Here is a 17,705-nt window from a genome sequence, read left to right as displayed (position 1 = left end):
TGCCCGTGCCCGCCGGGCACTTCGAGGGAAGGACCCCCTGTTGCACACCGCATTCGGGCAGAGCACCGTGCTCGGCTATCCGCGCATCGGCGGCGACCGTGAGCTGAAGAAGGCCGTCGAGGCGTACTGGGCCGGAACCGTCGACGCGGACACCCTGGAGAGCACCGCCGCGCGGCTACGAGCCGAGGTCTGGCGGACGCTGCGCGACGCCCGCCTCGACGCGATCCCGTCGAACACCTTCTCCTACTACGACCAGGTGCTCGACACCGCCGTCGCCGTCGGGGCGGTCCCCTCCCGGTTCACCCGACTGGGCCTGTCCGCGCTGGACACCTACTTCGCGATGGCCCGCGGCGTCGACGCCGAGCCGGCGCTGGAGCTGACCAAGTGGTTCGACACCAACTACCACTACCTGGTGCCGGAGATCGACGCCGGCACCGTCTTCACCGCCGACCCGGCGAAGGCGCTCAGGGAGTACGCCGAGGCGCGCGAGCTGGGCATCACCACCCGACCGGTACTCGTCGGCCCGGCCACGTTCCTGTTGCTGGCCAAGGGCGACGACCCGTTCGCCCGCCTCGACGACCTGGTCGAGACGTACGCCGAGATTCTCACCGCGCTGGCCGGGGCGGGGGTGGCCTGGGTGCAGCTGGACGAGCCGGCCTACGTCGCCGACCGCAGCCCGGCCGAGATCGACGCGTTGCGGCGGGCCTACACCCGGCTCGGTGCGCTCGCGGACCGGCCCCGCATCTTCGTCGCCACCTACTTCGGTGAACTCGGTGACGCGCTGCCGGCCCTGCTGGACACCCCGGTCGAGGCCGTCGGGCTGGACCTGGTCGCCGGGCCGGGCAACCTGCACCGGCTCGCCGCCGCCGGCCCGCTGGGTGGCCGGACGGTCGTCGCCGGGCTGGTCGACGGGCGCAACATCTGGCGTACCGACCTGCGGGCCGCCGTCGCGGCCGGCGCGACGGTCGCCGGCCTGGCCGACCACGTCGTCGTCGCCACCTCCTGTTCGCTGCTGCACGTGCCGGTCGACCTGGCCGCCGAGACCGGCCTCGATCCCCGGCTGGCCGAGCGGCTCGCGTTCGCCCGGCAGAAGGTCGACGAGGTCGTCCTGCTCGGCCGCGCCCTGCGCGACGGCACCACCGCGCTACCCGCACCGCTGCCGCCCGCCCCGGCCGCGTGGCGCCACGACGACGTCCGTGGGCGACTCGCCGCGCTGCGCCCCACCGACCGGCGCCGCGGTGACTACCCGAGCCGGGCGGTCCGGCAGCAGGAACGGTTGGGCCTGCCGGAGCTGCCGACCACCACGATCGGGTCGTTCCCGCAGACCAGCGAGCTGCGCCGGGCACGTGCCGCGCATCGCGCGGGCGACCTCGACGAGGCCGGATACGTCCGGCGGATGCGCGCCGAGGTCGAGCACGTCGTCCGGCTCCAGGAGCGGCTGGGCCTGGATGTGCTGGTGCACGGTGAACCGGAACGCAACGACATGGTGCAGTACTTCGGGGAGCAGCTCGACGGTTTCGCCGCCACCGCACAGGGCTGGGTGCAGTCGTACGGCTCCCGCTGCGTACGCCCGCCGATCATCTACGGGGACGTGGCGCGCCGCGCGCCGATGACGGTCGAGTGGTCCACCTACGCGCAGTCGTTGACCAGCAAGCCGGTCAAGGGCATGCTCACCGGCCCGGTCACCATCCTGGCGTGGTCGTTCGTCCGTGCCGACCAGCCGCTCGCCGACACCGCCGACCAGGTCGCGCTGGCCCTGCGCGACGAGTGCCGGGATCTGGAGGCCGCCGGGATCCGGGTCATCCAGGTCGACGAACCGGCGCTGCGCGAGACACTGCCGCTGCGTCGGGCCGATCAGCAGGCGTACCTCGACTGGGCGGTCGGCGCGTTCCGGCTGGCCACCAGCGGCGTCGCCGACGACACCCAGATCCACACCCACCTGTGCTACTCCGAGTTCGGCGAGGTGATCACCGCCATCGACGCGCTCGACGCCGACGTCACCAGCATCGAGGCGTCCCGCTCCAAGATGGAGGTGCTCGACGACCTCGCCGGGATCGGGTACGCCCGGGGCGTCGGACCGGGGGTGTGGGACATCCACTCGCCCCGGGTGCCGCCCCGCGACGAGGTGGTCGAGGCGCTGCGCCGGGCCGTCGCGGCCGTACCGGCCCGACGGTTGTGGGTGAACCCGGACTGCGGCCTGAAGACCCGGTCCTACCCCGAGGTCGAGGCGTCCCTGCGGCACCTGGTCGCGGCCGCCGTGACCGTCCGCGAGAGCTGACCCGAGCGCGCCGGGTGGTCCCGCACGCGACCACCCGGCGCGACGCCAGGCGGTCTCCCGCCTGGCGCAGCTCAGAGCCCGGCTGCGGCCTCGTATCGGCGGCGCAGCTCGGCCATCTCCGACGGATCCAGGGCCTCCTTGAGCGCCGGCTCGGCGTACTGGGTTGGGAACATCTCCCGCAGCCGGTCGACGAAGATGACGTCCTCGGTCGCCTCGACCACCTGGATGCCCGGCGGATCGGTGGACGGGTCCATGATCACCGGACCGGCGAGTTTGACCGCCCAGTCCCAGGGGCGCTTCTGCTCGGCGATCCCGCACAGGTGGAAGCCGTACACGGTTCGTACGTCGGCGAGCGTGTCGGCGGCGGCCGGTTCGTAGCCGTAGACGTGCACCCCGCAGATCACCGCCGGCTCCGTCTGTTCCTCGGTGCCGGTCTGCGGGACGTCGTGCCCGGCATGCTGGTGTTGCTCCGGGTCCGCCTGTTCGAGCGTCGTCCGCATCCAGGTGGTGACCTGGGCCCGCAGGTCCGCCGGCTGCGCCTTCGAGTCGGCCGACCTGACCAGTGCCACCGCGGTGATCGACACCGCCAGCAGGGTCACCGCCGCCCACAGGTAGCGGTGGCGGAGCCATCCCGCGAGATCTGCTCGGGAAACCATGATCGCTTTCACCTCGTCGCCGGTTCTGGTGCGCTGGCAGACCGCATCGGACGCTCCGGCGTATCCACGTGGCGCCGTTCAGGCGTCGCGGGGACACGTACCGGAGGGTGTGGACGGCGCGGACATGTTCCCGCCGCCGTGGCGATGGCCCGGCGATGCGGCGCGCGAGGGCCTGCCGAGCGCGCGCTGCCGGCACTGCGATGCTCCCGTGCTGGCCGTGTCTCAGCGCGTTTGCCCCCGCGCTGCGGCGATGTGTGTCATTCCAGCACGCCGGGACCCGCTCCGGCAACATCGACGGTCCTCAGCCTGGCGCTGGCTGCCGGGGCCGGCTGACCCGGGGCCGTTGACGCACGCCCGTCGCTGTCGCCATCCGGACGCGGGGCGAAGTTGGGTAGCGCTACTCATGCGTCGACTGGCCGTCGGCGTCCACAGTTACGGCATGACCGCACCCGAGGCTCCGGTTCCCGCCGCGCACCGCAGTACCCGTGACCGGGTCGCCGCTATCGTCACTGTTCCCGCCTGGTACGCGCTGTTGTTCCTCGCCTTCGTCGGCTGGGTCGCCTGGCAGGCCAGGACGGGCGTCGACGGCTGGGAAGACCTGATCGTGTTCGCCGCCATCGCCTACGGGGCGCTCGGCTTCGTGTTGGGCAGCACGATCGGCATCGTGCTCATGGCGATCCGGATGCGTAGCGCCACCTGGACGGCCGGCCCGATCCGTTCCGGAACCGTCGCGGCGGCGGTCGGGCTGCTGGGCATCGCGCTGATTCCCCTGGTCATCCGACTGCTGGACCTGCTACAGAACCCGTAGCCGCGCCAGCGGCGACGGGACGTCGGCGGTCGGCTGCCGGAGTGCGTACGCCTCAGTTCAAGCGCCGATGTGCGGAACAGTTCCGCCACGACCGCCGGGCCTACGTCGAGGCGAAGGGCCCGTTCGTCTGGAACATCATTCGGCGGGCTGACGGGTGGGCATAGCAGACCGGTTGGACGCCCGGACCAAGCGACGCCTGACGTGGCGTGTTGACGTCGTCGGATCCGGTGACCATTGTCATGAGGCAGTTGGAGGTGGTGCCATGCGCCAGCCGGATCAGCCGCGGCCGGCCCGATGATCGTCATCGACGCGGCCTCGTCGACGCCGCCGTACGCGCAGCTGCGCGCCCAGTTCGCGAGGCAGATCCAGGATCGCTCGCTCGCCGTCGGCACCAGACTGCCGCCGATCCGCCGCCTCGCGGCCGACCTCGGCCTGGCCGTGAACACCGTCGCTCGGGCGTACCGGGAACTGGAGGAGGCCGGTCTGATCGAGACCCGGGGGCGGGCCGGATCGTTCGTCTCGGCGGCCGGCGAGCAGGCCCTCGAACAGGCCCACCGGGCCGCCCGCGACTACGCCGCGGTGGTCTCCAGCCTCGGTATCGACCCCACCGAGGCGATTCGGATCGTCCGGGCGGCACTGGGCCGGTCAGCGTCGTGAGCGGTTCGGCGCATCCCCGCCGCGGGCCATCCCCGCCGCGGGCCGTCCCCCGCGACGCGTCGGCCGGCGCGCCCTCGTAGCCCGCACCGACCGACGCGTACCTGTGGGGCTACGAGCAGCATCCGCCGCCGAGTCCGACCGGGCGCACCCGGTCGGGCTCGGCGTGAGTGGGGGCGGTGACCTCGCCGCAGGCGCAGGCGTCGTGGGCGCCCGGCTCGGTCTGGGCGGACTTGCCGTACTGGTCGGAGTCGCCCTTGACCACGTACACCTCCCACCGCTCGTCACCCGGGCCGCGCACCCACACCTTGTCCTGTAGCGCGTAGCAGCAGGAGGTGTCGTTCTCGGTCAGGGTGATCAGACCGGCCGCGGTGAGCCGGTCGGTGGCGGCGGTGACCTCCGTGCCGTCGAACACCTCGACCCCGAGGTGATCCAGCGCGGTGGGCTGGTCGGGTGCGCCTTCGAGCAGGACCAGCTTCAACGGTGGCTGGTCGATGGCGAAGTTGGCGTAGCCGGGTCGCCGCTTGGCCGGCTCGGCGCCGAACAGCTTCGAGTAGAACGCGACCGACGCCTCCAGGTCGGCCACGCGCAGGGCGAGTTGGACGCGGGACATCCCGTACCTCCCGTTGTTTAGACAACCGTCTAGCCAGAGAGTTGCACTCTGTTTAGACAGTTGTCAAACTAGACGGGTGTCGAGACAAGAGGTGCCGGCGATCCCGGACACGTCCCCGTGCTGCCCCCCACTGGTCGACGAGGCGTTGACCGACGAGACGGCGGCGACCCTGGCCCGGGGCTTCAAGGCCCTCGGTGACCCGGTGCGACTGCGGCTGCTGTCCCTGATCGCCTCCCGGGCCGGCGACGAGGTGTGCGTCTGCGAGCTGACCGACGCGTTCACCCTGACCGGGCCGACGATCTCCCACCACCTCAAGGTGCTTCGGGAGGCCGGGCTGATCGACTGCCAGCGACGGGGCACCTGGGTCTACTACTGGATCGTCCCGGCCCGTCTCGCCGCGCTGTCCCAGCTGCTCGACGTTTCCGGTGCGACCGCGACTGCGCGACCGTGACACCGCGGGACGACTGGACGACCCTGCGGCGGGCGTCCGCGGAACTCGTCGGCACCGGCCTGCTCGTCACCGCCGTCGTCGGCTCCGGCATTGCCGCGGCCCGGCTCGCACCCGACGACCCGGGGCTGCAACTGCTGGCGAACAGCATCGCCACCGCGTTGGCCCTCGGCACGCTGATCGTCATCTTCGGCCCGGTCTCCGGCGCCCACCTCAACCCGGCGGTGTCGCTGGCCGACTGGTGGCTCGGTCGCCGTACCCGGACCGGCCTGTCGACCCGGGATCTGATTGCCTACCTGGGCGCGCAGCTGCTCGGCGCGGCCGGCGGAACCGTGCTGGCCCACCTGATGTTCGGGCTACCGGCCGCCGCCGTCGCCACCCGGCACCGCGACGGCGGCCGGCTGTGGCTCGCCGAGATCATCGCGACCGGTGGCCTGCTTCTGCTGATCGCCGCCCTGCGCCACGCCCGTCGTGAGGCGCTGGCGCCGGTCGCAATCGGCGCGTGGATCGGCGCCGCGTACTGGTTCACCGCCTCCACCGGGTTCGCCAACCCCGCGGTGACCGTCGGCCGGATGTTCACCGATACCGTCACCGGCATCACCCCCCTTTCCGCGATGGGCTTCGTCGTAGCCCAACTGGTCGCCACCGTGGGCACACTCGCCGCGATCCGATGGTGGTACCCGACCCGGCCCCGGGCTGTCGCCCCCGTCGATCCCACGCCGACCGGCGCGCAGCGGGTGCCGGCGTGATCGGTACGAGGATCGCCCCTGACTCATCCACCCGACCGAGGACTGATAACCATGAACAGCCCCGTACCCGCAGTCCTGTTCGTCTGCGTACACAACGCCGGTCGCTCCCAGATGGCCGCCGGCTGGCTGCGGCACCTCGCCGGTGACGCGATCGAGGTCCGCTCCGCCGGCTCCGAACCCGTCGAGGAGGTCAACCCCGTCGCGATCGTGGCGATGCACGAGGTCGGCATCGACATCGCCACCGAACGGCCCACGATCCTCGACTGGAACGCCGCCCGGAGCAGCGACGTCATCATTACCATGGGGTGCGGCGACGCCTGCCCCGTCTTCCCGGGCAAGCGCTATGAGGACTGGACGCTCACCGATCCGGCCGGTCAACCCCTGCCCGTGGTGCGTGAGGTCCGCGACCAGATCCGCGACCGCGTCGTCCAACTCGTCGCCGACCTGACCGGCGACCATCCGGTCCGCGGGCACTGACGTCGACAGGGCCGGCGAACGGCTGGCGACACCGTCGACCCGCGATGCGGACTATCGTGCAGCGCATGCGTGTTCCCGGTTGGCTCGACGACATCCGGACCTCGTACGACACGGTGGCGGCCAGCTACGCCGACCTGCTGCGCGACGCCCTCGCCGGTGAGCCGTTCCAGCGGGGCGTCCTCGCACTCTTCGCCGAGCTGGTCCGCGCCCGGGGCGCCGGGCCGGTGGCCGACGTCGGCTGTGGCCCTGGCCGGATCACCGCTCACCTGCACCACATCGGCCTGGACGCGTTCGGCATCGACCTGTCACCCGCCATGGTCGAGGTGGCCCGACGGGATCACCCGGGCCTGCGCTTCGAGGTCGGCACGATGACGCGCCTCGACCTGACCGACGGCGAGCTGACCGGCCTGCTCGCCTGGTTCTCCCTGATCCACGTCCCCGACGAGGAGGTACCCGTGGTGTTCGCCGAGTTCCACCGGGTGCTGCGGCCGGGTGGGGTCGTGTTGCTCGCGTTCCACGGCGGCGACGGCAGCCGGCTCAAGACGCAGGGCTACGGCGGCCATCCCATGAACGTCCATGTGCACCACCGTCCGACGGGTCGGGTCGCCGCCGGGCTGCGCGCCGCCGGCTTCACCGTCGAGGCCGAACTGGCGCACCATCCGGCACCGGACGTGACAGGCGGTTTCGTCTTCGCCCACCGGTGAGCGGTGTCTCAGGCGCAGAGGTTGGCGACGGCGACCCGGACCGGGTCGGGGTTGGCCCAGCTCCAGTTGGGGTGGGCCCGGTTGGTGAGCAGCACCACGACCATCCTGCGTCCGGGGTGCACCAGCAGGGACGTGCCCGAGAAACCGGTGTGGCCGAAGGTCTTGCCGGTGGCGAGCCGGCCCATGAACCACGGCTGGTTGAGTACGACGCCGAGGCCGTGATCGGAGGTCCGGTTGGGACGTTCGGCGTCGACCGCGGGCAGACCCCGGTTGACGTTGGTGAGCATCCGCTTGGTGATGGTCTCGGAGAGCACCCGTGTGCCCCGGTAGGTACCGCCGTTCAACAGCAGTTGACCGATGACGGTGAGGTCGGCGGCGGTGGAGAAGATGCCGGCGTGTCCGGCGATGCCGCCGAGGTGGTTGGCGACGTCGTCGTGGACGGTGCCGCGCAGCAGCCCGCGGGAGGATCGGGCGTCGGTGGCGACGAGCCGGCGGGCCTGGTCGGCGTTGGCGAGCCAGGTCTTCGGGTTGAAGCCGGTGTCGCGCAGGCCGAGCGGACCGGTGATGCCGTTCTTGAGGGCCTTGTCGAGACGCTGGCCGGTGAGTTTCTCGACGAGTTGGGCGGCGACCATGAGTCCCACGCTGGAGTACCGAAAGACGGTGCCCGGGGTGGCGCCCTTGACCAGTGGGGTGGCGAGGACGGCGGCCCGGCGGGCGGCGTCGTCGGGCAGCCCGGTGACCTTGGCGCCGACGGGTAGGCCGCTGGTGTGGGCCAACAGCATGGCAACCGTGATCTTGTCCTTGCCGGGACCGGCGAAGCCGGGCAGGTGCTCCACCACCGGGGTGTCGAGGGCGATCCGCCCTCTGTCGACCTGTTGCAGCGTGAGGATCGCGGTGAAGACCTTGGTCAGCGAGGCGGTGTCGAAGATCGAGTCGGCCCGCATCGCGACCTGCCTGGATTCGGGCAGCAGGACCGGGCCGGCGCCGTAGCGCAGGGCCTTGCCGACCGTGGCGCGGGCGGACAGCTCGCCGTCGACCTGGCAGTACGCCACCGCGCCGGCGTATCCGGGGTGCTTCGGGTTCTGCGGTGTGGGTTTGAGATGGCGGGTGAGTTCGGCGGTGAGCGCCCGGCCCAGCGGCGACCCTTCGGCACCGGTCGGCCTGGTGGCGCCGCCGGCCGACGCGCTGGCCGAGGTGCCCGGTGCGGCACCGAACGCCTCGACGGCGGACGGGGAGACCGCCGGAGCACTGGCCGACGGCCCGGCACCCGCCCCACCCGATGGCACCGGTCCGGTCGTCGGCGCGCCGGTACCGTCGGCGCCCACCACCGGCGGCGGGGCCTGACAGCCGGTGACGACCGCGGCAGCGGCTGCCAGGCCGGCGCCGAGCACGGTACGACGGTGCAGTGACATGGGCCGCATCATGACAGGCCAACCCCGCCGGGCACAGCTCGGCACCCCGGCCGATTCCTCGACAGCGCGGCTCGCGGGTTACCGGAAACGCCTGATCGGACACGAACCGGCCGAAGCCGTCGCCGCCGGCCACCCGCGCGTCCGGGGAGCGGTCAGCGCCCGCCGCGCCGGGCGCCGGGCCGGGCCCGGGCGGAGAAGGCAGCCGCCCCGGATCGGGCTGGTGCGGATCGTGTCGTCGAAGCCGCCGGCGTGGACTTCCCGCCGCCGCGGCGGCCTCGGCCGCCCTGCGTGGGCTGCGCCTCGTGCCTCGTGCCGGTGGGCTGCGCCTCGCGTCGCGTCCCGGTGGGCTGCGCCTCGCGTCGCGTCCCGGTGGGCTGGGTTTCGCGCCGGGTCCCGGCCGCGCGTGGCACGGGCTGGGGGACCAGGGTCCGTTCGCCCGGTGCGAGTTCGCGCAGCAGCGCGTCACCCGGACGCAGCCGAGTGGTGGTGGCCTTGATGCCCGCCTTGCGGGTGAGTTCCCGAACCTCGGGCACCTGCCCGTCGGTCATCAACGTGACCACGGTTCCGGCCGCCCCGGCCCGAGCGGTACGACCCGAGCGGTGCAGGTAGGCCTTGTGCTCCACGGGTGGGTCGGCGTGCACGACCAGGGTCACGTCGTCGACGTGGATGCCCCGGGCGGCGATGTCGGTGGCGACCAGGGTCTGCGCCGCACCGTCGGAGAACGCCTGTAGGTTCCGGGTGCGGGCGGCCTGGGCCAGGTTGCCGTGCAGTTCGACGGCGGTCACGCCGGCCGCGACCAGGCGGCGGGTGAGCGTCTTCGCCCCCCGCTTGGTACGCGTGAACACCACCGTCCGGCCCGGCGCCGCGGTCAGCTCGACCAGCACGGCGAACCGTTCGTCGGCGTTCACGTGCAGGACGTGGTGCGCCATCGCGGCGACCGGCGACAGTGTCGAGTCGACGCTGTGCACGACCGGGTCGGTGAGGAAGCGCCGCACCAGCACGTCGACCCCGGCGTCCAGGGTGGCGGAGAAGAGCAGCCGTTGCCCGCCGCGAGGGGTCTGGTCCAGCAGTCGCCGCACGGTGGGCAGGAAGCCGAGGTCGGCCATGTGGTCGGCCTCGTCGAGCACGGTGATCTCGACGGCGTCCAGGTGGGCGTGGCCGGTCTCGACGTGGTCGGCGAGCCGACCCGGGCAGGCCACCAGGATGTCGACCCCGGCCCGCAACCCGGCGATCTGTGGCCGGGCGGCGACACCACCGAAGACGGTCATCGTCCGCAGCGACAGCGCCTGCGCCAGCGGCGCCATCACACTGTCGATCTGGGTGGCCAGTTCGCGGGTGGGGGCGAGGATCAGCGCCCGGGGACGACCGGCCCGCCGTGACGTGCGGCTGGCGGCCAACCGGGTCAGCACCGCCAACACGAAGGCGTAGGTCTTGCCCGAGCCGGTACGGCCCCGGCCCAGCACGTCGCGTCCGGCGAGTGCGTCGGGCAGGGTCGCGGCCTGGATGGGGAACGGCCGGTCCACCCCGGCCGCGGCCAGCGCGCGGTTCAGCGTGTCGGGCACGCCGAGGTCGGCGAAGGTGAGAGAGTCTGACGAGATGGTCTGGCTTGGGCGGCGTGCCGCCATGAAGGCTCCGAACGTCGAAGGGATGTCTCGCCCGGCGCTGACCGCTTCGGTCGCGGCGCGTGGCGTAGGGCCCGCGGCGCGTGACGTGGACATCGAACCGGGCCGCCATTAGGGGCGGACCGTGTTGTCAGTCTACTCCAACCCGCCGCCGGATCCCGCTGCGCGCGGCAGGGCGGTGGACCGGACGGTGCCGGGCAGCGGCCGGTCCGGGTGTCATGACCTGTCGGTCACGGTGTCATGACCTGCCAACGGCTCTGCCCGTCCATCCATGCCCGGGCCAGGATCTCCGCCGACTGGCGGCCGGGGCACGGGTAGATCTTCGACCGGCCGGCGTCGCCGCCGGCTCGGGCCTCCACCTCCCACGACTCGCCGTCGGTGCGGATGTATACGTCGCGGCGGCCTCGTACGGTGCGGTTGCCGTTCCACCAGTGGCGCTCGGTTTTCACCCCCCGACCGTATAGCACCAGCTCGCTGTGGGAAACGTCGACGATCTTGATCGTCGCGACCCGGGCAGCTGTGGCCTGGGTACGTCGTCGTCGAGGCCCCGCGCCGATGCCCGTTACGTTGTCCGTCGTCCACCAACGCGAGGAATGTCGACTCGTGCCGCCCGGCAACAGGCGGTCACAGTGCGGGGCGGACGACGAAGGTGGCCGACGCGGGGACGACGTCACCGACCGGGGAGAGTTGCATCTGTCTGGGCCCGTCGTGTCGAAGGTAGTGGTCCGGGTAGTTGTACGAACGCAGCGAGGTGTGCGCACCGGTGAGGCCGGTGACCGGACAGAACGTGGCGTCGGCGCGGAACAGGGCGTCGCTCTCGGCCCGGTGCAGGAACACCCGGAAGCCGGAGTGGCGCAGGTAGTGGCCGGGGAAGTTGACCGACTCGAAGGCCACGCAGCCGGTACCCGTCAACCCGGGACGGACGGTGAACGCCGCGTCCGCCTTCGTGTCGCTACCGCTTGCGGCGTTCACCGGTGCCACCTGGGCCTGGAAGTCGAAGTGTCGGACCCGATGACCGGGTCGGCCCGCGACCTCCAGACCGATCCGGGCGCCGGGAACCAACGCTGTGCCGGCGGGGGTTTGCGGCACGGAACCGGGCGTCGTCGGGGTGGCGCCGGTCGGTGCTGGAGCGTTGCCACCGCCACCGGTCGGGGTGCTGGCGGGCGGGGCGGTACCGGAGCCGCCGGCGCCCTCGGCGCGGGGGTTGAGACCGGGTAGGGCGACCGGGTTGCCGCGCTGGGCCGGCGGCGCGACACCGCCGTTGGGGGCGGCCGCCGACCCGGTGCCGTCCACCAAGGGCGGCACGTCGGTGTCGCCGGGGCCGTCCGCCGGGTAACCGGGGCGTGGCACCGCGGCCACGAACTCGCCGTGGATCGTCTCCTGCGCGGTGCCGCCGCGTAGTGCCAGCACCCCGCCGAGGGCGGTGACGGTGACCAGGGCCACGCCGCCGAGCAGCAACGCGCGTCGGGGGCCCGGCCGGTCGGTCGGCTCGCCGAGGTCGTCCGGAGTACGGTGCGGGGTGGTGTGCCGGTAGGGCCGGCCGAAGGTGGCAGGGTCGCTCGCGGCGTCGGGGGCGATGGTACGGCCCGCCTCGATGGATCCGCCCGGGTGACGTGCGGGCGACGGCGGGGCGACCGTGGTCAGCGGTGTCGACGACGCGGTCCGCCGGAGGAGGCCGGCGGGACGGCGGCGCAGGGTGCCGTTCTCCGGCTGGTCGGTCGCCGGGGCGGCGGCGTCCGAACCGAGCCTGCCGGACTCGGAGATCCAGCCTCCGACCCGCAGGCGAGACTGGTCGTTGCCTTGGGACATGGTGGTCTCCTGCTGCTTCCAGCGCACGCGCCCGCCCGGACAGATGATCAAAGATTGCGGCGCATACGTTCCCACCTCCGTTCCTCCGGCGCCAGTACCCACGCCACGTGGCGAACATTTCTCGGCTTCGGCGTCGCCGGGGGACGGTCGACGGAATCCACCGGAAAGAGTCCTGGAAACTTCCGCTCGTCAACCCATCGAGCAATGGTCGCCCGGCGGCAATCGGCATGACGCCAGCCCGAACCCGCCGCCCAGTCGCAGATGTTGAGCAGCAGCAACGCTCTGCCGCCTGCTGGCCCTGTCCCCTCAAAGGTTTCGGGAGTATTTCCGGAAGTTGTTGACGGCCCGACCGTGACAGGCCAATACTGTGCCCATCGACGTAGCTCGATTGTCGACCAACGCGACCCACACCGCCGGTCACCACAGACATCGATCGGCCATCCCACCACCCGCGGTACGACGCCGACTGTCGACGGCGGTCGCCCGGCCACCGTGACCTCGCCGGCTCGTAGCGCCGCTGGCCCCGGCCAGCCGTCATGAGGAGGAAGTATGAACCAGGGACTCGTCCAGCTGAGACGACGCGGGCGCGTACGCCTCAGGTCGCTCATCGGGGCCGCCTGCGCCGTGGCACTGGCGACGACCGGCACCACGGCGATCCTGGCCAGCCCCGCCCACGCCCAGACCGTGACGTCCAACCAGGAGGGCAACCACAACGGGTTCTTCTTCTCGTTCTGGAAGGACAGCGGCAACGTCTCCATGACCATGGGGAACGGCGGCCAGTACAGCACCCAGTGGAGCAACGTCAACAACTTCGTCGCCGGTAAGGGCTGGAACCCGGGTACTCGCCGGACGGTCAGCTACTCCGGCACCTACAACCCGAACGGCAACTCGTACCTGACCCTCTACGGGTGGACCAGGAGCCCGCTCGTCGAGTACTACATCGTGGACAGCTGGGGCAGTTGGCGGCCGCCGGGCGCGAACTCCATGGGCACCGTCAACACCGACGGCGGCACCTACGACATCTACCGCACCCAGCGGGTCAACCAGCCCTCCATCGACGGGACCGCGACCTTCTACCAGTACTGGAGCGTCCGGACCTCGAAGCGGGTCGGCGGCACCATCACCACGGGCAACCACTTCGACGCGTGGGCCAGCCGGGGGATGAACCTCGGCAACCACTACTACCAGATCATGGCCACCGAGGGGTACCAGAGCAGTGGCAGCTCCAACATCACGGTCAACAGCGGCGGCACCAGCAACCCGCCGCCCACCGGTGGCAACTGCTCGGTCAGCGTCAGTCGGGCCGAGGACTGGAGCGACCGCTTCAACGTGAACTTCTCGGTCAGCGGCACCAACAACTGGGTCGTCAGCATCCGTACCAACGGCGGCCAGAGCCTGCAGAACAGCTGGAACGCCTCCATCAGCGGTACCAGTGGCACGCTCACGGCACGCCCGAACGGCAACGGCAACAACTTCGGTATCACGCTCTACAAGAACGGCAACAACACCACACCGACCGCGACCTGCTCGACGGGCTGACCCCCGAGAGCCACCAGTGGGGTGCCGGCGACCGTCGGCACCCCACCGCGAAACCGCCCGGGGCGGTTCGTGCACGAGATCTGCCGGGGTTGAGATTCGGGTGAACCGCGGGGTGGTGGCCGCCGTAGAGCCACGGACAGCGGGTGACCGAGGTTTCTCTTTCGGAGGTGTGTCGTGCCCGAGTTGGTTGCACCCGGCAATTCCGGTGCGGCGGAACGCGATCTGGACCGGCTGGTCTATCAGATCCTCCGGCAGGACCTGGCCCAACTCGATCGCAACGCCAGCCGCAACGGCGACCCGATGCGTATCGAGCGAGAGCGGGCGACCCGGTACGTCGACTCGCACCTCCGCGAGCTGCATCGGGCACCTCAGCCGGACGCCACTCGGTGGGTGGCGCCGCAGCAGGAGGCGCCGGGCCGGGCGGACGGGGCGCAACGGAGCATCGTCAGCCGCCTGACGGCGTGGCTGCTCCGCCGGGCGCTCCGCCGGATCGACCCCGAACCCACCGCCGGCGCCGTCGACGTGAACCACGACCGGGGGTACGGCGCGGCACCGGGCCAGGCGGACGGGGCGCGACGGAGCACTGCGACCCGTCTGACGGCGTGGATGCTCCGCCAGGCGCTCCGCCGGATCGACCCCGAACCCACCGCCGGCGCCGCCGACGTGAACCACGACCGGGGGTACGGCGCGGCCCCCGGTGGGTACGCCCCGACTTCGGTCGGACAGAACATGGGCCAGGGCGGGTTCGGTCAGGCTCCCGGTGGCTACCGGGCGGCGCAGGGCGGGTACGACTTCGGCGCGGGCCGGCAGCCGCAGGTCGACCGACCGCAGTCGGACGTGTCGCCGGAGGTGATGACGGCCATCCAGCGCAGCCTGGTGGCCGAGCGGCTGCGTGAGGTACTGACGAGCGACCCGGACCTGCGACGACTGTGGCAACGCGGCGACCTCCAACGGGTGTCCACGTATTATCTGGAGCCGTCGCGGGCGACGACCGGAAGTACGCGCGAGTCGTCGCGGCCGGATCCGCGGGAGCGGAGTGTGAGCCCATCGCCGTCGGTGGCTTCGTCGACCACGTCGAATCGGACGACGGCCGCCGGGCTGACCAGCTCGCGCCGGGTGGCCTCGGTACGCGACGGCGATACCCGCTCGCCGTCGCCGGCCAGCCCGAGGTCGCCGTCGGTCGATCGGCCCGAATCCACGCGTTCGGGCAGCCCGAGCCCCCGCCGCGGCCGGCGCTGAGCAGGGCCGCGTGGGTCGGCGGACCGGGCCACCGGGCAATGCGCCCGACGCGTCGGGCGGCCAACGGGGCAGCGTGCGGGAGGTTGCTCGGTGAACCGTCGCGCACCGTCGCGAAAGTTTTCGCGGGAACGGTCGAACCAACGGCCGGTATATGCCGTAGAGCGGGCATCTCGTCGAGTGGACAGGAGCGGAGATGTCTTCATCAGACAGCCCCAACAGCAGTGAGTGGGAGAGCGCACGCAGCCGCTTCAGCGGCGGCGGCTCCGGCGGCGGCTCCGGCGGCGGCTCCGGCGGTGACAGCGGCAACGGCAGTGGCAGCGAGGAAGAGCAGGCGTACGAGAACACGGTAAGCGAGCTGATGGACGACCCGAATCTTCAGCGGTTGGCGGAGGTCTTCGAAGGCGGCACCTGGGACATCCAGCTTGCCCGGACGGGCGAGCGGATGACGCTGGCGCTTGCTGACCGAACCGGTGGGCGGCGGGGCTTCGACCTGCTCTGGTTGCGCGACAACGCGCGTGCCAGCGTTCTCGATGAGCAGAGGCGTGGCCAGATTCTCAGCGGCACCTCCTTCATCATGCAGGCGGGCGGGCTGCTGGCGGGCAGTACGAATGCCTACGCTGCCGGTGTCGGTTTCGGTGGGGCCCAGGCGCTGAACACCGTCTTGACCGCGGCCTGGAACCGTTGGCAGGTACAGCGGGATCCGTCGCGGTCCCATGCCCTTCCGGACTATCCGCAGGCCGTGGTCGCGCTGGCCAACATGGCCGCCCAGGCCGCGTACGGCGGCCTGACGCCCTCGAACCCGCAGGCCTCCGGGTACGGTGCCGCAGCCGCGGGCATCGCTCAGTTCACAAGTAGCCTGCTGCCGTCGGCGGGTCGGTCGCAGCCGTCGAGGACGGCTGGTGGCGAGCGAGACCTGGAAGCCGCAGTGTCCAACCTTTCGCTCGCCCAGGAGGCCCGGCGAACTAGTAGCGCATCGGGTCAGTCTCGTCGTGACTCGGAATTGCGTCAGCGCACCGGCGGCTCCACTTCCCGGCGATCCACCGGCGAGGGTTCCCGGCGAGCCGCTGGCGAGAGTTCGCGGCGAGCCGCCGGTGAGAGTTCGCGGCGGACCGCCGGTGAGAGTTCGCGGCGGACCGCCGGTGAGAGTTCGCGGCGAGCCGCCGGTGAGAGTTCGCGGCGGACCGCCGGTGAGAGTTCGCGGCGGACCGCCGGTGAGAGTTCGCGACGGTCCGGTCAGAGCCCCAAGCGCAAGTAGGTGGCAGGTCCGGTATCAGGGCCAGCCCCTGATACCGGACCCACCGCTGCCTCTGCACGGCGTTGCCGGGTGGATTGCTCGTGACGCAGACCAAGGACTACATCCAGCCGCTGGACGGGGTGCTGCCCATGCCCAGACCCCCGCCCGGCCCCGGCCCCGGGTGGACCGACCCGGCATACGCCAGGTCGACCTGGCGTGTGCCGGGTCGGTCGCCCAGCGCGAAACTCCTTGATAATCCGTATTAGCGTCTTGACGCCGACCTCGCGGCGCACCCAGACTCATCGATCAACGAACCGGTCCGCGTCCGGTGTCCAACTCGGAGGAGGCGCCGCCTCCGATGGTCCGGCGAGCCCGGTCACGCCTGCCCTCCCCGTCGACCGTCCCCGAACGGAGGGAACACGATGAGTCGTACCCCGGAAAGTCCCTTCTCCCGACGCGCCCTGCTCCGTGGCGCGGCGGCCGCCGGCCTGGCGACCGCGACCACCGGCGCCGGCCTGACCGCCGCGGGGGCTCCGGCCCTCGCCGCCCCGGCCGGCTTCCCCAACTACCGGTACGTCCGCGACGCGCTCGCCGGACCGCTGCGCTACAACCCGACCGGCGAGTTCATCTTCCCGTGTGTCCGCGGCGTCTACGACAAGATCGGCAGCTACCTCGGCCGCTACTACCTGTACTACGCGCCACACGACGCGCCCGGCGGCATCTGCCTCGCCTACGCCAACCGGTTGGAGGGGCCGTACACCGAGTACACCGGCAATCCGGTCGTCGACCGGGTGCTGCCGACCACCACGGTGAGCCACGTGTCGTCCCCGCACGTCGTCTGGGACGCCCCGAGTCGGCAGTTCTACCTGTACTTCCACGGCGAGAACCACACCACCCGGGTGGCCCGCTCGACCGACGGTGTCCGCTTCACCAACGAGACGCCGATCCTGTCCACGCGGCTGGTGCCCAACACCACCGAGACCTCGTACGCCCGGGTGTTCGAGCACTCGGTGGCCGGTAAGGGGAACCGCTACGTGATGGTGTTCATGGGCGCGCACACCATCGGGCCGGGCACCCGGAAGATCTTCTGGGGCTGGTCGCCGAACGGCTGGAGCGACTGGCAGTTCGCCCCGAACCCGCTGGTGTCGCCCGCCGGTGACGGGCTCACCGACATCTCGGCACCGCACCTGTTGAAGCGCAACGGCACCACCTACGTGGCCTACCACGGCAACAACGGCAACATGTACCTCACCGAGGTCGGCAACAACTTCGACCGCGAGGTCCACCTCGGCGTGTTCCATCGGCCGATCGCCTCGGACAACGGCCGGGTGGCGTCGCCGACGTTCGGCACCGACGGCGGCGTGTCGTACATGCTCTACGAGGCCGGCCCCCGCCTCAACGCCCGGATCTGCGTGGCCCGCGCGGTCTAGTCGCCGGCCTCCCGGCGTACGCCGTCGGGTGCT

17 protein-coding genes are annotated in these 17,705 nt (G+C 71.7%); 11 read left to right on the top strand and 6 right to left on the bottom strand.

The genetic code is table 11. The features are described from left to right. Nucleotides 1-40 precede the first annotated feature (40 nt). Nucleotides 41-2,278 carry a 5-methyltetrahydropteroyltriglutamate--homocysteine S-methyltransferase gene (gene metE / locus D2L64_RS05120; protein ID WP_119573534.1) on the top strand — a complete coding sequence of 746 codons (2,238 nt, stop codon included), beginning with the start codon at nt 41-43 and terminating at the stop codon, nt 2,276-2,278. A 71-nt stretch (nt 2,279-2,349) separates the two neighbouring features. On the opposite strand, the gene D2L64_RS05115 is transcribed toward metE, so the two are convergent. Beyond that, nucleotides 2,350-2,934 carry a hypothetical protein gene (locus tag D2L64_RS05115; RefSeq protein ID WP_119573533.1) on the bottom strand — a complete coding sequence of 195 codons (585 nt, stop codon included), beginning with the start codon at nt 2,932-2,934 and terminating at the stop codon, nt 2,350-2,352. A 439-nt stretch (nt 2,935-3,373) separates the two neighbouring features. Between D2L64_RS05115 and D2L64_RS05110 the strand changes: the two genes are divergently transcribed. Next, complete coding sequence (locus D2L64_RS05110) at nt 3,374-3,742, top strand: hypothetical protein (RefSeq protein ID WP_147376184.1); 369 nt, start codon at nt 3,374-3,376, stop codon at nt 3,740-3,742. Nucleotides 3,743-4,036: 294 nt separating this feature from the next. After that, nucleotides 4,037-4,399: a GntR family transcriptional regulator gene (locus D2L64_RS05100; RefSeq protein WP_119573531.1), complete on the top strand. Its 363-nt coding sequence runs from the start codon at nt 4,037-4,039 to the stop codon at nt 4,397-4,399. 109 nt (nt 4,400-4,508) lie between these two features. Here the strand turns inward: D2L64_RS05100 and D2L64_RS05095 are convergent, their stop codons facing one another. Continuing rightward, complete coding sequence (locus D2L64_RS05095; protein WP_119573530.1) at nt 4,509-5,009, bottom strand: ArsI/CadI family heavy metal resistance metalloenzyme; 501 nt, start codon at nt 5,007-5,009, stop codon at nt 4,509-4,511. A gap of 76 nt (nt 5,010-5,085) precedes the next feature. Between D2L64_RS05095 and D2L64_RS05090 the strand changes: the two genes are divergently transcribed. The 4 genes from D2L64_RS05090 to D2L64_RS05080 all read left to right on the top strand — a co-directional run bounded on the left by D2L64_RS05090 (nt 5,086) and on the right by D2L64_RS05080 (nt 7,387). Continuing rightward, nucleotides 5,086-5,460 carry an ArsR/SmtB family transcription factor gene (locus D2L64_RS05090; RefSeq protein WP_119573529.1) on the top strand — a complete coding sequence of 125 codons (375 nt, stop codon included), beginning with the start codon at nt 5,086-5,088 and terminating at the stop codon, nt 5,458-5,460. Continuing rightward, nucleotides 5,457-6,206 carry an aquaporin gene (locus tag D2L64_RS27810; RefSeq protein WP_233558775.1) on the top strand — a complete coding sequence of 250 codons (750 nt, stop codon included), beginning with the start codon at nt 5,457-5,459 and terminating at the stop codon, nt 6,204-6,206. The genes D2L64_RS05090 and D2L64_RS27810 overlap by 4 nt, the downstream gene beginning before the upstream one ends. Nucleotides 6,207-6,257: 51 nt before the next feature. Then, nucleotides 6,258-6,683 carry an arsenate reductase ArsC gene (locus tag D2L64_RS27805; protein WP_233558774.1) on the top strand — a complete coding sequence of 142 codons (426 nt, stop codon included), beginning with the start codon at nt 6,258-6,260 and terminating at the stop codon, nt 6,681-6,683. Between the two features lie 65 nt (nt 6,684-6,748). Then, nucleotides 6,749-7,387 carry a class I SAM-dependent DNA methyltransferase gene (locus tag D2L64_RS05080; RefSeq protein WP_119573528.1) on the top strand — a complete coding sequence of 213 codons (639 nt, stop codon included), beginning with the start codon at nt 6,749-6,751 and terminating at the stop codon, nt 7,385-7,387. Nucleotides 7,388-7,395: 8 nt separating this feature from the next. Here D2L64_RS05080 and D2L64_RS05075 read toward each other — a convergent pair whose 3' ends face one another. The 4 genes from D2L64_RS05075 to D2L64_RS05060 form a co-directional block, all read right to left on the bottom strand. Next, nucleotides 7,396-8,799 (bottom strand): serine hydrolase domain-containing protein, encoded by a 1,404-nt coding sequence (locus tag D2L64_RS05075; RefSeq protein ID WP_233558773.1) that lies wholly within the window; start codon nt 8,797-8,799, stop codon nt 7,396-7,398. 152 nt (nt 8,800-8,951) lie between these two features. Beyond that, nucleotides 8,952-10,424: a DEAD/DEAH box helicase gene (locus D2L64_RS05070; RefSeq protein WP_119573526.1), complete on the bottom strand. Its 1,473-nt coding sequence runs from the start codon at nt 10,422-10,424 to the stop codon at nt 8,952-8,954. A 227-nt stretch (nt 10,425-10,651) separates the two neighbouring features. After that, nucleotides 10,652-10,870, bottom strand: a complete 219-nt coding sequence (locus D2L64_RS05065) for a hypothetical protein (protein WP_119573525.1) — start codon at nt 10,868-10,870, stop codon at nt 10,652-10,654. Between the two features lie 175 nt (nt 10,871-11,045). Further along, complete coding sequence (locus tag D2L64_RS05060; protein WP_147376183.1) at nt 11,046-12,230, bottom strand: AbfB domain-containing protein; 1,185 nt, start codon at nt 12,228-12,230, stop codon at nt 11,046-11,048. Nucleotides 12,231-12,779: 549 nt separating this feature from the next. Here D2L64_RS05060 and D2L64_RS05055 point away from each other — a divergent pair. From D2L64_RS05055 to D2L64_RS05040, 4 genes are all read left to right on the top strand, one after another. Further along, a complete protein-coding gene (locus tag D2L64_RS05055; RefSeq protein ID WP_119573523.1) occupies nt 12,780-13,769 on the top strand; it encodes a glycoside hydrolase family 11 protein in 990 nt (329 codons plus the stop codon). Between the two features lie 174 nt (nt 13,770-13,943). Then, entirely contained in the window at nt 13,944-15,008 is a 1,065-nt protein-coding gene (locus D2L64_RS05050; RefSeq protein ID WP_119573522.1) for a hypothetical protein, read from the top strand. 193 nt (nt 15,009-15,201) lie between these two features. Next, the gene (locus tag D2L64_RS05045; protein WP_158603447.1) at nt 15,202-16,263 is read left to right on the top strand and encodes a hypothetical protein; all 1,062 of its coding nucleotides are present in this window, start codon (nt 15,202-15,204) and stop codon (nt 16,261-16,263) included. A gap of 401 nt (nt 16,264-16,664) precedes the next feature. Further along, the gene (locus D2L64_RS05040; protein WP_119573520.1) at nt 16,665-17,672 is read left to right on the top strand and encodes a glycoside hydrolase family protein; all 1,008 of its coding nucleotides are present in this window, start codon (nt 16,665-16,667) and stop codon (nt 17,670-17,672) included. Nucleotides 17,673-17,705: the final 33 nt, after the last annotated feature.

Origin of the sequence: Micromonospora radicis (genome assembly GCF_003583405.1) — a bacterium.
GTDB classification, from domain to species: Bacteria; Actinomycetota; Actinomycetes; order Mycobacteriales; family Micromonosporaceae; genus Micromonospora; species Micromonospora radicis.
Note: the sequence above shows the minus strand (reverse complement) of the source record. Positions and strands in the feature narration are given on the sequence as shown.

Bases quoted from the DNA above. Each gene is read 5' to 3' on its own strand.
- D2L64_RS05110 (WP_147376184.1), top strand. From the start codon at position 3,374: ATGACCGCACCCGAGGCTCCGGTTCCCGCCGCGCACCGCAGTACCCGT.
- D2L64_RS05075 (WP_233558773.1), bottom strand. From the start codon at position 8,799: ATGTCACTGCACCGTCGTACCGTGCTCGGCGCCGGCCTGGCAGCCGCT.
- D2L64_RS05055 (WP_119573523.1), top strand. From the start codon at position 12,780: ATGAACCAGGGACTCGTCCAGCTGAGACGACGCGGGCGCGTACGCCTC.
- D2L64_RS05070 (WP_119573526.1), bottom strand. From the start codon at position 10,424: ATGGCGGCACGCCGCCCAAGCCAGACCATCTCGTCAGACTCTCTCACC.
- D2L64_RS05115 (WP_119573533.1), bottom strand. From the start codon at position 2,934: ATGGTTTCCCGAGCAGATCTCGCGGGATGGCTCCGCCACCGCTACCTG.
- D2L64_RS05100 (WP_119573531.1), top strand. From the start codon at position 4,037: ATGATCGTCATCGACGCGGCCTCGTCGACGCCGCCGTACGCGCAGCTG.
- D2L64_RS27805 (WP_233558774.1), top strand. From the start codon at position 6,258: ATGAACAGCCCCGTACCCGCAGTCCTGTTCGTCTGCGTACACAACGCC.
- D2L64_RS05095 (WP_119573530.1), bottom strand. From the start codon at position 5,009: ATGTCCCGCGTCCAACTCGCCCTGCGCGTGGCCGACCTGGAGGCGTCG.
- D2L64_RS05060 (WP_147376183.1), bottom strand. From the start codon at position 12,230: ATGTCCCAAGGCAACGACCAGTCTCGCCTGCGGGTCGGAGGCTGGATC.
- D2L64_RS05045 (WP_158603447.1), top strand. From the start codon at position 15,202: ATGTCTTCATCAGACAGCCCCAACAGCAGTGAGTGGGAGAGCGCACGC.
- D2L64_RS05080 (WP_119573528.1), top strand. From the start codon at position 6,749: ATGCGTGTTCCCGGTTGGCTCGACGACATCCGGACCTCGTACGACACG.
- D2L64_RS05040 (WP_119573520.1), top strand. From the start codon at position 16,665: ATGAGTCGTACCCCGGAAAGTCCCTTCTCCCGACGCGCCCTGCTCCGT.